The 15,689-nt window shown below is 49.6% G+C and carries 2 protein-coding genes; both read right to left on the reverse strand.

Annotated features, from left to right (window positions below; translation table 11 throughout):
- Positions 1-164 precede the first annotated feature (164 nt).
- A complete protein-coding gene (locus OOK74_RS13140) occupies positions 165-14,192 on the reverse strand; it encodes a retention module-containing protein (RefSeq protein ID WP_278183556.1) in 14,028 nt (4,675 codons plus the stop codon).
- A 557-nt stretch (positions 14,193-14,749) separates the two neighbouring features.
- Positions 14,750-15,673 carry an aldo/keto reductase gene (locus OOK74_RS13145; RefSeq protein ID WP_278183557.1) on the reverse strand — a complete coding sequence of 308 codons (924 nt, stop codon included), beginning with the start codon at positions 15,671-15,673 and terminating at the stop codon, positions 14,750-14,752.
- Positions 15,674-15,689: the final 16 nt, after the last annotated feature.

Below are 15,689 nucleotides of genomic sequence, written 5' to 3' on the forward strand. Positions count from 1 at the left end.
GTGACAAGATGTTCAAACAGTTGAGAACTATAGAACAAAGTTTGCAAAATGTATCCCCCACAACTGAGGTGATAGGTATTGATAATTTGGCTTGAATAGAAAAAATCAGCCCCATGTTACAGGGGCTGAGATCGGTTTGACGTGGTACAACTGTCGCGGGTTAACTAGTCGTGCCGCAGGACATTTTGATCCAGCAAAGTACTGATAATATCTAGCGAATTCATACCGCTAAAATCAATCTGGCTCGCTAAATTTTCAATCACAATGGTTTGATGCACGCTGTTATCTGTAGTAACGCCTAATTGAAGATCATTATTCACCACTTGTGCGGTCAGTTGGTTCGACTCGCCGAGATTAGTCAAGATTTGTTCTAGCGACAGATTACTGCCAAGATCTTGCACTATATCGGTCAAATCAATGCTATCGCCTTGATTAAGGCTGAAATCCCGGATCCGATCGACTTGATCACTGGTACTGTCTGCGGTCCACTTAAACAGATCCGCCCCCGCACCACCAATCAAGATGTCATTGCCTGAACCGCCAATCAACACATCATCACCAGCACCACCTTGTACATAGTCATTGCCACTGCCTGCGACCAGAGTTATGCCACTCTGATCTGCGATCACGAAACTATTTTGTGTAGCACTGTGATGATCAAGATCGCTGCCATCTGGCGCAATTTCAATACGGTAATCAATCGAATTGCTGGATTGAGCTTGGCTACCATCACTTTCCGTCGTCAATGCCGTCAAGCTCAGATTATGTACCCCTTCCTCTAACCCCACCACTTTGAGATTAGGCAGCGCATCAGCAGAAGCCTCCCAGGTTCCATTCCCGACCTCAGTGATCTGACCGCTAGTGCTGGTTAAACTCGCGCTAATAGGCAAGTGATCAACACGAATACTTAGTGTTTCATGCAGATCGACCAAAGCCGCTATCGCCCCTAACAGCGCAATACCTTGCGCACTCACACTCTGGTTGGTGTAAATCTGCTGTGCATAGTTCAAGCTCGAATTGAGGCTCAAACTTGGCGCATTAGCCACCGGTGTCACTTGAATCGGATAGGTTTTGCTCTCTTCTAATGCGATACCTGCCGCGTTCTCAAAATAAACCCCTCGATCTTGCACCGTGACCGTGAACGCAATTTGGGTACCAGCAATCGCCCGCGCATCCACAAACACACCATAGCGAGGATCGCTATGATTCAGTAATCCATTAATCGCCTGGGGGCTACCTTCTAGCATCACACTACCATCCAGCGCATAACTTACTACCACTGAGCTACTGACTGGCGCTTGCACACTCAATAGACCTTGGCTAACACTGAGGGTTACGCTCATCACATCATTCGCATGTGCGCCCACATAATCCACATCCGACACGACAATGCCGGTCAATTTTTGTGCCGCTAGCTCACTGATCTGGGTGGTGAGATTGCTGCTATCCAGTTCTGGTTTATCATTGATCGCCGTCACTGCCACCGTGACATCAAACTGCTGAGCAGCACCAAGATGTTGATCGCCAGCTAAGCCGGTGTCGACCGATTGCACGGTAAAGTGCAACTGTCCATCCCAGTTCTGTTGGTTATTATCACCAGAATTGAAAATGACTTTATCCAACTGCTGCGCATTAATGAACAATACCCATACTCCACCACCCAGGTTGGTTGCCTGTGTGCCATCGAGCAAACTCAATGATGCCCCCGCAGGCACGCCGGAAACCTCTACTCGCAAGGTTTCCGGATGGTTTTCACTATAGTTAGTGCCGCCCGGTAAACTCTCGCGTTGGTCGAGGACCTGCGCTTTAAGCGCAATCTCGATCGCTTGACCTTCATCACCCTGCACATTAGTAGCGGGATCAATATCAATCTCATCGCCAACAGGATTGATGTTAAGCGTGAGTTGACTGGTGTATTCAACCGGTTGACCAAGCAAGGCCTCTTGGGTAAAGACTTTGATCCCCAATTGCACTTGGCCACTAAAATCTTGGGTTGGTTTAATCGCCAATGCCGAGAGATCTAAGCTGGTTAAGCTCGGATTACGGATCTGCACGCTCCATTCTCCAGCGCCGCTATTTTTCACCGCATAATCGCTCGAGAGCGACTTGACCAGAAAATCGGTTGGCAATCCAGTCAGTACTAACGAAACAAATTGCTCTGAACCATCAACATCCGTCAGACTCACCTTCAGGCCACCGGCTTGATCCGCCAACGCAATCCAACCATCTTCAATCCCAGTCACGGCCAGTGCAGCGCCGGAATTAAAATCAATATTATCGACGACCGGTTTGACCTCAAAACTCACTTGCGAGCTAAAGCTCTTGCCTGCATCACTGCTGAGTACGCCTTGTGAGCTGGCATTCGTTTCATCAAATACTGTGCTGTCGGTAATTTTGCCACTCACGTTAATTTGCACCGTATGCTGAGCATTACCACTTGGGTAATTAGCCGCCGGTTTAAAGTAAATATTGCTCAGCGCCGCAGGTAACTCGCTCTGAGTCAGAGTCAGGCTGCTACCCAAACTTTGTCCATTCCCATCAACAAATACGCCAGCATGACTGTCGCTGAGGGTCAAAATCACTTCACTCAACACCTCTTGGCCTTGAGTGGTAAGGTTAAGGCTGTCGGCCAAGTCAATCGCGAGATTGAGCTGGACAATCCCATCTTCATAAGCAATACCATCTTGCGTTGGCGTATCATGAGCCAGATCGGTTGGCTGATGATCGACATCCAGTCCTAGAGTTCCCTTAACTTGCAGGCTCACCGCTGGTGTTAGGTTATTATCCAGTGGCTGATCACCGGCACTACTTGGCACATCCGCCTGCGGCGCAATCGCAATCGGAACTTGCGCTGTCATGCTTTTCTCGTCCCCTGATTGAGGATCCGTGGTGACGAAGGTGATCGGCAATTTAAAATCACCGGCATAATCACGTGGTGGGATCAGCACCAACCCTTGCAAGCCAGAAATGGAACCATCCGCCTGCAAGGTACCTTTAAACACGTACTGCCCATCAACAAAGTTGAAATCTTGTCCGACAATCGAGGCACCAGCCGGCAGATCACTGGCCTGAATCACGAGACTCAATTCATCAGCCACGCTATCGACCCCAACGGGGTTGAGCATCAATTTCTCTTGGATCTGTAGCCCCAAATCCACCGGTTTATCTTCCTGACCAATCACTAAATCATCCGCATTACCGACCCAATTAAGCTCAGCGGCCACACTGTGGTTGCCCGTTACCACGGTCGGGAAGCTTAATGTCAGCGAAGTGGTCGCCAATTGCGTGATTTTCGCCTCACGGCTATCTTCACCTTGGTCATACACTTTGGCGCTAATGGTAATTTTAATCTCATTAAAGCCATTACCATCGGGATCATTATTGCTGCTGTAAACCAAGCCATTGGGCGCTTTAATGCTGAAATCTGCCTCATTGGTAATGGTCCAAGTGCCGTCGCCGTTATTGATGGCCCCTGTGATGAATAACTGATCCAGCACCTGTTGTGACAGATTGCCAAAACTCACCACCAGTTGGTCAACCAACTCCATCGATTGATAACCGCCAGCCGTATTGCTGTCTAAGTTATCAAAGCGGATCACATTCGCCCCTAACTGACCGCCAATAGCATCATTGATGGTAAAGTCAATCCGGCCGTTGGCATCTGCTTGTACCACTTGGGTGACATGCCCACTATTTTCGACCAAAAGCTGCCCATCCGATTCCGCAATCGGATTGACTTTCACTACAACCGAGCCGTGGATCACTTGCTCAGTAATACCTTGCCCAGGGTTCGTGGCATTGACATATTCGTGATCTTGCTCTTTAACGGTCAACACCGTGGTTAAGCTAAAATCGGTACTCGAATTATGCGGCGGCAGCACTTGAATATAACCTGAGGCCATCACTTGGTTGGAAAAATTGACCTCCGATTGTCCTGCGGCTGGGGTAAGCACCAGTACGCCATTGACTAAAGTGACCGGCTGATTATTAACCCAAACTTGGCTGCCCACTGGGAATCCGGAAATTTCGACGCGACTGAAATACTCTTGTCCATCTGGATACTGAATATTCCCCGCGCTATTTTGTGGCACCCAGTTGACGTTGATCCGAGAGTCTTCATTACCTACCGCAGCATTGTGATAGTTCTCAACCATATCAATTTTTGGCTCGACCAAAATACGAATGGTATTTTGCACTTGGCGCACATGACCATCGTCTTCCGTCACGATCACTATCGCGGTAATATCAATATTTTTGGTAGACGATGCGGTCGGCTGAACCTGAATTCCGGTGATCACTTGCGCAACCGTCATATTCGCTTGGTAGGTGGGTTTTTGCTGACTATCGTAACCTGCAAACACCAAATCCACGCTGCGGCCATCACTGTCAAACAGTTTTACTCCATCGGGGATATTGGAGAGCAACACGGAAATCGTCTCTGAGTGATCGCTTGGGCTTTGCGCTAGCTCTCCCGAAAGAATCGTGAAATTGAGATCGACCGTGCTGTCTTCCTTAACGGTCACCATCACACCTTGATGAGTACCATCATTGAATCCTTGCCAGTGATTACCACCTATCGATTCAATCGCCGGCAAATCAGCGCCCCCTTTCACCGCCACATACACAGTTTTACTGCCCAAGGATTCAATATCCTGTACTTGACCCGTCGATAAATTGGCGGTGTCTTTAACGATGCCTTGTACAACAAACGAAAAGTCTTGGTTACTGTGCGCTGTGGGTAAAACTTCCACTTGTGCCAGTACACTCTGTGGAATTTCATAATAAGTAGTACCATTAGGATAGGTTCCAAGCGTGATCGGGCTCGCTCCCGCCCCCAGCCAAACCAGCGTTGCACCGCTGTCGGTAAAGTCCGACAAGCGTACAAACAGAGTTTCAGAACCATCAACATCAGCAGAGCCTGTCATGCGAATCACTTCACTGAGCAGCAAAGGATCGTGCTCTACCCTTGGATCGAGCGCATTTTGACTGGCCGCATTATCCTCGAAAATCGAAATGCGATTGACCGTAAAGCTACCGCGATCCGCATCTGGAGCGACATCAATCACGATCTGCTTGGTTTCCGATTGCGCGGTCTGTTTACCCGTCACAAAGTTGGTCAGTTCTTGACTTATTGCCGTCACATCCAGTTTGATTTGACCGGAGAAATTATCGCTTGGATCAACCTGCACTTGGCCAATTTTGTTGGCCGCGACCACATAGTAAGTGCCACTGGCATCGGTGGTGCTCGGGATCAATGAACCATCGCTGTATACCAATTTGGCATGCTGACCATTTTCGGTAAAGCGCAGTTGATAAGTGATCGTTTCAGGACTGCTACTGTCTTGCGTTTCTGCACTAATATTCAGCGGCACATGGCGACTATCTTCCTGGCCATCATAGTGAAATACGCTGCTGCTTTTCCAAGTGGCAATATCGGCTACGCTCTCAATTTCAATCCGCATCGTACCGCTCGTAGTATGATCGCGAACCCCATTATGTAGAATATCGACACTAACCGAAGCACTCATGCCATTGTTATCGGTCGATGTGTGGCGATCGGGTACAAAATACAGGTTATTGACGGTCGCGATGGTCCCATTGAGCGACTGCTGCACTAGCGCAGCTGGCAACACCACTCGACCACTGGCGGGATCCACCTCCAATTTGATCAATTGATTACTTGGATTGAGATAATAAAAATCGCCAGCGAGGCTGTTGGGATTCAAGATCGAAACATTGCCTAAACTTTCCGCTTGGTCGACATCGTAGAGGTTGATCTGTAAGGCTAATTTCAACGCATCGCCAGTTAGACCACCCAAATTATCTTGGGTATTACTTTGCTCACCAACCGGAACTGAGTTCAGTGATGCATCATGTCCTTGATCTTCATAACCGATAAATTTTTGTTGGGTAATAGTCGCTTTCTGATCCGAGATCGTGATATTCAGTTGCTCGGTTGAAGTATCCCGATCGTAATCAGTTCCAGTAACATTAACGGTAAATTTGATGTCATTACCTTCCGTGTGTTGCAACTGCGCCACAGGTTTAAAACTTGCGGTGCCATTCGGCTGAATCGTTAAGCTACCGAGATCGCGGCTCACGCCATTGATGATTTCCACCACCGTGACGGTTTTCGACGCACCATTGAGCTGCACATCATTCAGCAATTGATTGCCATCACGGAATTGAATATCGCGCCCTACGCTGTCAACCGCACTGAATTGGGTGATCACCCCACGATCTGCACCTTGAGTATCCGCGCTCAAATTATTATCACGTGAGAACATGTTGACCGATTGAAGCGCCGCATTTTCTTGCAAGGCAATATTTTTGTCATACAAGATCGGCACATCATCAACAATGGTCACTGGCAACAGGATTGACGAGCGATCACCATCAAAATCTTGGGCGAATAACGGAATATTCAGCGTCAGTTGAGTGGCATTGAGCGGATGATCCACGGCACCCGTTAAAGTAAAGCTATAGCTGCCATCAGGCCGCAGCACTAAGCTAAAAATAACCACGCCATTGGCGATCGCTTGATAAGTATAAATTTGACCATTAACGGTTGGTGTACCCCATACGACTGGCTGGCCTTGTGACGTCAATCCAGTATCACGGCCTGCACTGGTATCCAGTTGATAAATAACACCATCTGCGCCGGGAGTGGCAGTAAATTGTCCCGATACCGAAGTGGCTTCTTTGGTTTGATCGGTTCCCAAAGCCAAATCATCTTCATTCACCGACAAGGCTTGTGCGCTGATCACAAGTGGTTTGTCATCCAATACCGTGACCGGCAATACCATCGTTGAGCTATCACCATCATAATCGGTGGCAACTACATTGAAATTAAGCAGTAATTGATCACTGTTGACGGCGTGATCCAACGGTCCAGATAACGTGAATAAATAACTGCCATTAACATTGAGCTGCAAGGTGAAAATAACACTGCCATCTGGTTTACTCGCCGAATAGATATGGTTGCCATTGGCATCGACCCGATCGGTTAAGCTCAAGGTTTGACCGCCAGAGGTCACGCCGGCTAATGGATTTGCCGTCGGGTTCAAAGTATAAGCAACCACATGATCCGCACCTTGAGTGGTGGTGAATTGGCCAGTGGCTGTTAATGGCTCCTTGCTGCTGTCGGAACCTTTCACTAAGTCATCTTCACTCACTGATAATGACTCTGCTGCGTTAATGAGCGGTTTATCATCGGTGATCGTGACTGGCAGCGTGATACTGGTTTTATCACCATCAAAATCGATGGCTTGCACTTTAAAGTTCAATAACTTGCTATCGCTACCCACCGCGTGATCCACCACCCCAAGCAACGTAAAGGTATAACTGCCATTAGTATTAAGCAGCAAACTAAATACCGGGCTGCCTCCGGCGCTGGCAGTGTAAGTCAGATTGCCATTGCTATCGGCCACCGGAGCTGACAGCGTGACCACCACCCCATGGGAGGTTAAGCCTTGTACTGGGTTGACACTGCTATCAAGCTGATAACTGACCACCCGATCGGCACCTTGTACCACGCTAAATTGACCACTGGCACTGAGTGGCTCTTTGCTGACATCCGAGCCTTGCGCCAAATCATCTTCACTCAGCGACAACGGCTGCACCGCGCTAATGGTCGGTTTATCATCAAGGATAGTGACCGGTAAGGTGACGCTGGTTTTATCACCATCAAAATCGGTAGCCTGTACTTTAAAGTTCAGCAACTGGCTATCGCTACCCACCGCGTGATCCACCACCCCAAACAAGGTAAAGGTATAACTGCCATTAGTATTGAGCAGCAAACTAAACACCGCACTGCCACCCGCACTAGCGGTGTACGTCAGATTGCCATTGCTATCGGCCACCGGAGCCGACAGCGTGACCGCCACCCCATGGGAAGTTAAGCCTTGTACTGGATTGACGCTGCTGTCGAGCTGATAACTGACCACCCGATCCGCCCCTTGCACTACGCTGAATTGACCACTGGCACTGAGTGGCTCTTGGCTGACATCCGAGCCTTGCGCTAAATCATCTTCACTCAGCGACAACGGCTGCACCGCGCTAATAGTCGGTTTATCATCGACAATGGTCACCGGCAGCGTGACACTGGTTTTATCACCATCAAAATCGGTAGCCTGCACGGTAAAGTTCAATAACTGGCTATCGCTACCCACCGCGTGATCAATCACACCGAGCAAGGTAAAGGTATAACTGCCATTAGTATTAAGCAGTAAACTAAACACCGCACTGCCACCGGCGCTGGCGGTGTACGTCAGATTGCCATTGCTATCGGCAACCGGAGCCGACAGCGTCACCGCGACCCCGTGCGAAGTTAAGCCTTGTACTGGGTTCACACTGCTATCGAGCTGATAACTGACCACCCGATCCGCGCCTTGTACCACGCTAAATTGACCCGTAGCACTGAGTGACTCTTGGCTGACATCTGAGCCTTGCGCCAAATCATCTTCACTCAGCGACAACGGCTGCACCGCACTAATGGTCGGTTTATCATCAGCAATGGTGACGGGCAATACAATACGGCTGGTGTCGCCATCAAAATCGGTCGCGACCACGGTGAAATTGACCAACAGTTGATCCATGTTCAGCGCGTGATCCACCACCCCAAGCAAGGTAAAGGTATAACTGCCATTTGTATTAAGCACCAGACTAAACACCGCACTGCCACCGGCGCTGGCGGTGTAAGTCAGATTGCCATTGCTATCGGCCACCGGAGCCGACAGCGTGACCGCCACCCCGTGCGAAGTTAAACCTTGCACGGGGTTGACACTGCTGTCGAGCTGATAATTGACCACCCGATCCGCGCCTTGTACCACGCTAAATTGACCCGTAGCACTGAGTGACTCTTGGCTGACATCTGAGCCTTGCGCCAAATCATCTTCACTCAGCGACAACGGCTGCACCGCACTAATGGTCGGTTTATCATCAGCAATGGTGACGGGCAATACAATACGGCTGGTGTCGCCATCAAAATCGGTCGCGACCACGGTGAAATTGACCAACAGTTGATCCATGTTCAGCGCGTGATCCACCACCCCAAGCAAGGTAAAGGTATAACTGCCATTTGTATTAAGCACCAGACTAAACACCGCACTGCCACCGGCGCTGGCGGTGTAAGTCAGATTGCCATTGCTATCGGCGACCGGAGAAGAAAGTGTTACCGCCACCCCGTGCGAAGTTAAGCCTTGCACCGGATTGATACTGCTGTCGAGCTGATAACTGACCACCCGATCCGCCCCTTGCACTACGCTAAATTGACCACTGGCACTGAGTGGCTCTTGGCTGACATCCGAGCCTTGTGCTAAATCATCTTCACTCAGCGACAGCGCCTGTACCTCATTAAGGGTCGGTTTATCATCGACAATGGTCACCGGCAGCGTGACACTGGTTTTATCACCATCAAAATCGGTCGCAACCACGGTAAAGTTCAATAACTGGCTATCGCTGCCCACCGCGTGATCAAGCACTCCGAGCAAGGTAAAGGCATAACTGCCATTTGTATTGAGCACTAAGGTAAAGATCGGGGTTGAGCCTGCACTCGCGGTGTAAGTCAGATTGCCATTGCTATCGGCGACCGGGGAAGAAAGTGTTACCGACACCCCATGGGAAGTTAAGCCTTGTACCGGATTGACGCTGCTGTCGAGCTGATAGCTCGCCACTCGATCGGCGCCTTGCACTACACTAAATTGCCCAGTAGCACTGAGTAGCTCTTGGCTGACATCCGAGCCTTGCACTAAATCATCTTCACTCAGCGACAGCGCCTGTACCTCATTAATAGTCGGTTTATCATCGACAATGGTTACCGGCAGCGTGGCACTGGTTTTATCACCATCAAAATCAGTGGCCTGCACGGTAAAGTTCAATAACTGGCTATCGCTACCCACCGCGTGATCAATCACACCGAGCAAGGTAAAGGCATAACTACCATTTGTATTGAGCACCAAACTAAATACCGGGCTGCCACCCGCGCTGGCGGTGTAAGTCAGATTGCCATTGCTATCGGCCACCGGAGCCGACAGCGTCACCGCGACGCCATGGGAAGTTAAGCCTTGCACCGGATTGATGCTGCTGTCGAGCTGGTAACTGACCACCCGATCCGCCCCTTGTACCACGCTAAATTGACCTGTGGCGCTGAGTGGCTCTTGGCTGACATCTGAGCCTTGCGCTAAATCATCTTCACTCAGCGACAGCGCCTGTACCTCACTAATAGTCGGTTTATCATCAGCAATAGTGACCGGTAAAATGACGCTGGTTTTATCACCATCAAAATCAGTGGCCTGCACGGTAAAGTTCAATAACTGGCTATCGCTACCCACCGCGTGATCGACCACCCCGAGCAAGGTAAAGGTATAACTACCATTAGTATTAAGCACCAGACTAAACACCGGGCTGCCACCCGCACTGGCGGTGTAAGTCAGATTGCCATTGCTATCGGCCACCGGAGTCGACAGCGTGACCGCGACCCCGTGGGAGGTTAAGCCTTGCATGGGGTTGACACTGCTATCGAGCTGATAACTGACCACCCGATCGGCACCTTGTACCACGCTAAATTGACCTGTTACACTAAGTGGCTCTTGGCTGACATCTGAGCCTTGCACTAAATCATCTTCACTCAGCGACAGTGCCTGTACCTCATTAATGGTCGGTTTATCGTCAGCAATGGTGACGGGTAATACAATACGGCTGGTATCGCCATCAAAATCGGTCGCAACCACTGTGAAATTGACCAATAATTCGTCCAGTTCCAGCGCATGATCCAGCGTTCCTTGCAAGGTAAAGGTGTAACTGCCATCGGTATTGAGCACCAAACTAAATACCGGGCTGCCACCGGCGCTGGCGGTGTACGTCAGATTGCCATTGCTATCGGCGACCGGAGAAGAAAGTGTTACCGCCACCCCGTGCGAAGTTAAGCCTTGCACCGGATTGATGCTGCTGTCGAGCTGATAACTGACCACCCGATCCGCCCCTTGTACCACGCTAAATTGACCTGCGGCACTGAGTGGCTCTTGGCTGACATCTGAGCCTTGCGCTAAATCATCTTCACTCAGCGACAGTGCCTGTACTCCATTAATGGTCGGTTTATCATCAGCAATGGTGACGGGTAATACAATACGGCTGGTGTCGCCATCAAAATCGGTGGCCTGCACGGTAAAGTTCAATAACTGGCTATCGCTGCCCACCGCGTGATCCACCACCCCAAGCAAGGTAAAGGTATAACTACCATTAGTATTGAGCACCAAACTAAACACCGCACTGCCACCGGCGCTGGCGGTGTAAGTCAGATTGCCATTGCTATCGGAGATCGGAGCCGACAGCGTGACCGCGACCCCGTGCGAAGTTAAGCCTTGTACTGGGTTGACACTGCTATCGAGCTGATAACTGACCACCCGATCCGCCCCTTGTACCACGCTAAATTGACCCGTAGCGCTCAGTGGCTCTTGGCTGACATCCGAGCCTTGCGCTAAATCATCTTCACTCAGCGACAGCGCCTGCACTCCATTAATGGTCGGTTTATCATCAGCAATAGTGACCGGTAAAATGACGCTGGTTTTATCACCATCAAAATCAGTGGCCTGCACGGTAAAGTTCAATAACTGGCTATCGCTACCCACCGCGTGATCGATCACACCGAGCAAGGTAAAGGTATAACTACCATTAGTATTAAGCACCAGACTAAACACCGCACTGCCACCGGCGCTGGCAGTGTAAGTCAGATTGCCATTGCTATCGGCCACCGGAGCCGACAGCGTCACCGCGACGCCATGGGAAGTTAAGCCTTGCACCGGATTGATGCTGCTGTCGAGCTGGTAACTCACCACCCGATCCGCCCCTTGTACCACGCTAAATTGACCTGTGGCGCTGAGTGGCTCTTGGCTGACATCTGAGCCTTGCGCTAAATCATCTTCACTCAGCGACAGCGCCTGTACCTCACTAATAGTCGGTTTATCATCAGCAATAGTGACCGGTAAAATGACGCTGGTTTTATCACCATCAAAATCAGTGGCCTGCACGGTAAAGTTCAATAACTGGCTATCGCTACCCACCGCGTGATCGACCACCCCGAGCAAGGTAAAGGTATAACTACCATTAGTATTAAGCACCAGACTAAACACCGGGCTGCCACCCGCACTGGCGGTGTAAGTCAGATTGCCATTGCTATCGGCCACCGGAGTCGACAGCGTGACCGCGACCCCGTGGGAGGTTAAGCCTTGCATGGGGTTGACACTGCTATCGAGCTGATAACTGACCACCCGATCGGCACCTTGTACCACGCTAAATTGACCTGTTGCACTAAGTGGCTCTTGGCTGACATCTGAGCCTTGCACTAAATCATCTTCACTCAGCGACAGTGCCTGTACCTCATTAATGGTCGGTTTATCGTCAGCAATGGTGACGGGTAATACAATACGGCTGGTATCGCCATCAAAATCGGTCGCGACCACGGTGAAATTGACCAATAATTCGTCCAGTTCCAGCGCATGATCCAGCGTTCCTTGCAAGGTAAACGTGTAACTGCCATCGGTATTGAGCACCAAACTAAATACCGGGCTGCCACCGGCGCTGGCGGTGTAATGGTAATTGCCATTTGCATCCAGCGACTCACTCAACGTAACGGCCACTCCCTTAGATGTCAGGCCAGCTATCGCATCAGTCAAATTTTCAAGACGGTACGAAATCACTCGATCAGAGCCTTGAATAGTAGTGAAATGCCCCTCAGCCAACAAATCGGCGCCACTAGGAAGCGAGCCTGTCGTCAGCGATTGTTCGACCACAGTTAGCGGCTCAACTCCCGTAATGTTCGGCTGATCATCTTGAATTTGAATGGTGAGATAACCGGGTGCTGAACGGTCGTTGTCATAATCCAGCGCCACAATCGGCAAACGAATACTAAGCACATCACTGCCCGCCGCATGATCCAGCGAACCTTGTAATACAAAGCGATAACTGCCATCCGCATTCAGGGTTAATTGGAAAATATCGCGACCATCGGCAGTGGCTTGGTAAACTCGGTTACCATTAATCATGGTCGGTTCACCTAAAATCACGGCGGCACCTTGTGAGGTCAATCCAACCATTGGATTGGCGCTATTCGGATCGATTTGATAATAGGCGACGCGATCTGAACCCAGCTGAGGCTCAAACTGACCGGAGACCGTCAATGGGCCTGTTTGATCCGAGCCAGCCAACAGATCATTTTCATGCAAACTGAGAGTCGGCTCATCAACCATCACCGGCACACGACCATCATTAATCGCAATATCCATAGTGATTGGCGCTCGGATAGCATTACCATTACTGTCGGTGCCAGTTAACTGCAGCGCAATCGAAATTTGATCGCCTTTAATTGAGACTAATCCAGCGCCAACCCCTGGTAGGTGATCAATAGGCTGGCTAAGCGTAGTGGTAATCGTCAGGTTGAGATCACGTCCAACCGATTGAGCGGAGATGGTAATACTCAGAACTTCCGTGCCATTTTGCTCACCAATAATCGTGTTCGTTGCCGCATCATAATAAAACTGAACTGGCCGGCCAGAGGAAGTGATGTCGCGGTTAAGCTCTGCCAACAACTCCGTCAAAAAAGAGGGGACAGGAACAAAAGATCCGGGCAACAAAGCCAAGCTACCTGCGCTAATTAAAGCTGTCACGCTAGAGATTTGCGGATACGTTCCGAGCTGCAAAGATCCTTCGCTCACTTGTGCGTTAAGAGTTTCACCGCCTTCAGCAAAACGCAGTAAGTTGCCGCCACGCCGTGTACTCGACAAAATTTGTGAGGTTAAAGCATGGGTATCAAATACGGTACTCGCCAACACTTCTGGGCGCAGGCTATCAATGGTGATCCCACCATTATTGGCCGAACCAGCAACAGCCACCCCTGCCGCAGCCTCTTGCAAAGCAAGCGTTGGGTCAACCCTATCTAAGATGGCTTGCTGAATTGCCGCGATCGTTTGTTCATCAACATTGGTCACATCACGCTGAGCTACATCTGGGGAAATATCCTGTTGCGTGGATGCATTTTGCAACAGCAACTCGCCAAGGTTGTCGGCAATGATAATGTCCCCCGATTGCAATACATCACCTAGGCTAACCTTGCGCGCTTGTCCTTGCGCATTAACGACCAAAACTTCCCCTGATAAACCTTTTACGATGACTGGTTGAGTGACGACTTGAGACTCCATATTGCCCCCTGGCTGTTCTGATGATAGTGATCACGGTGCGTGATTTTTATCGCGCTGTAATCTTAGTAGCAATTCACACCTATCGGGTAACTTGGTGCTGCGAATCAGCATCCAATGAGCCAATCTCAATCAACATAGAACGCTCTGTGATTAGGGTAAGTGAATGCAAATCGACACTGCCGTTTCTCATAGCAAGAGTCTGCCTTTGCACCTAAACTTATAGACTAATTTATGAGGAGCTGCATGACTAAATCTCTGCAGATTATCATGATAAATATCCAGTATCTCAGTTGTGACAATCGAACAAAAAATGAACTCACAGCACAGCAAAAAAATCGACACCAAAGGTAAAAACCATCACCATGGACATTGTCATTCAAGAACAGATTAGCAAGAGGGCGAGCAAGGCCATGATTGAGAAAATGCATTACAGGCTGAAGCTCAAATACACCTAGCGAAGCTTCAATTTGAGCGCTTCCATTTGGGCTTTATTGATACAAAACAGCGCCAGTGCAGAGACTGGCGCAAGAGGATCAAACCATAAAAAACCAATCCGGTTATGGTACACCATGGCCTTTAGATGCAACCCATACGCGATACCATTGTTCACGAGTCAGTTGTAGCGATAAAGCTGCGATCGCACTTTGCACGCGCTCAATTTTACCGGAACCGATAATTGGCAGTGGTTGGCTTGGCAAACGGCGTACCCAAGCGTAAATAACCTGCTCAAGTGACTCAGCACCCAATTCGACACGGATCTCTTCCAGCACCGCACGTACACGTTGAGCTTGCTCAGTTTGACCGGAGAAAATTACCCCGCCACCCAAGCATGACCACGCCATCGGGCGCACACGCAGACGCTGCACCTGATCCAAAGTACCATCGTGCGCTACTTCGAAATTCAGCGGGTTAATTTCCACTTGATTGGTCACCAGTGGTTTACCCAAACGAGATTGCAGCAAATCAAATTGAGCCGGCGTAAAGTTCGATACCCCAAAATGTTTCACTTTGCCGACTTTGTGCAACTCGGCAAACGCTTCGGCAACCTCATCGGCATTCATTAATAGATCGGGGCGATGGATCAATAGCACATCAATTTCGCTAACGCCGAGGCGTTGTAGTGAATGATTGACCGATTGATGGATATGCGCGGCGCTAGTGTCGTAGTGATTGATTTTGCGCTCAGGAAAACGCTCGCTACACAATTGGATATCACACTTGGTAATAATTTGGATTTGCTCACGCAGTGCAGGTTGCAGCGCTAGAGCTTCACCAAATAGTGTTTCACATTGATAATTGCCATAAATATCCGCGTGATCAACACTGGTGACCCCCAGCTCAATATGTTGCTTGAGAAACGTTAAGCGCTGCTGTGGTGTCATATGCCACTCGGCCAATCGCCAATAGCCTTGTACCAGTTCGGAAAGCTCTGGTCCTTGTGGAGCGATGGTCGCTTTTTGTACCACTTTAGATTGTTGCATTGTGTCTCTCCCATTT

Origin of the sequence: Vibrio misgurnus (assembly GCF_029635775.1) — a bacterium.
Lineage (GTDB): Bacteria > Pseudomonadota > Gammaproteobacteria > Enterobacterales > Vibrionaceae > Vibrio > Vibrio chanodichtyis.

What these genes read in the sequence shown, in the direction of transcription:
- OOK74_RS13145 (WP_278183557.1), bottom strand. Translation starts at nt 15,673, where the DNA reads ATGCAACAATCTAAAGTGGTACAAAAAGCGACCATCGCTCCACAAGGA.
- OOK74_RS13140 (WP_278183556.1), bottom strand. Translation starts at nt 14,192, where the DNA reads ATGGAGTCTCAAGTCGTCACTCAACCAGTCATCGTAAAAGGTTTATCA.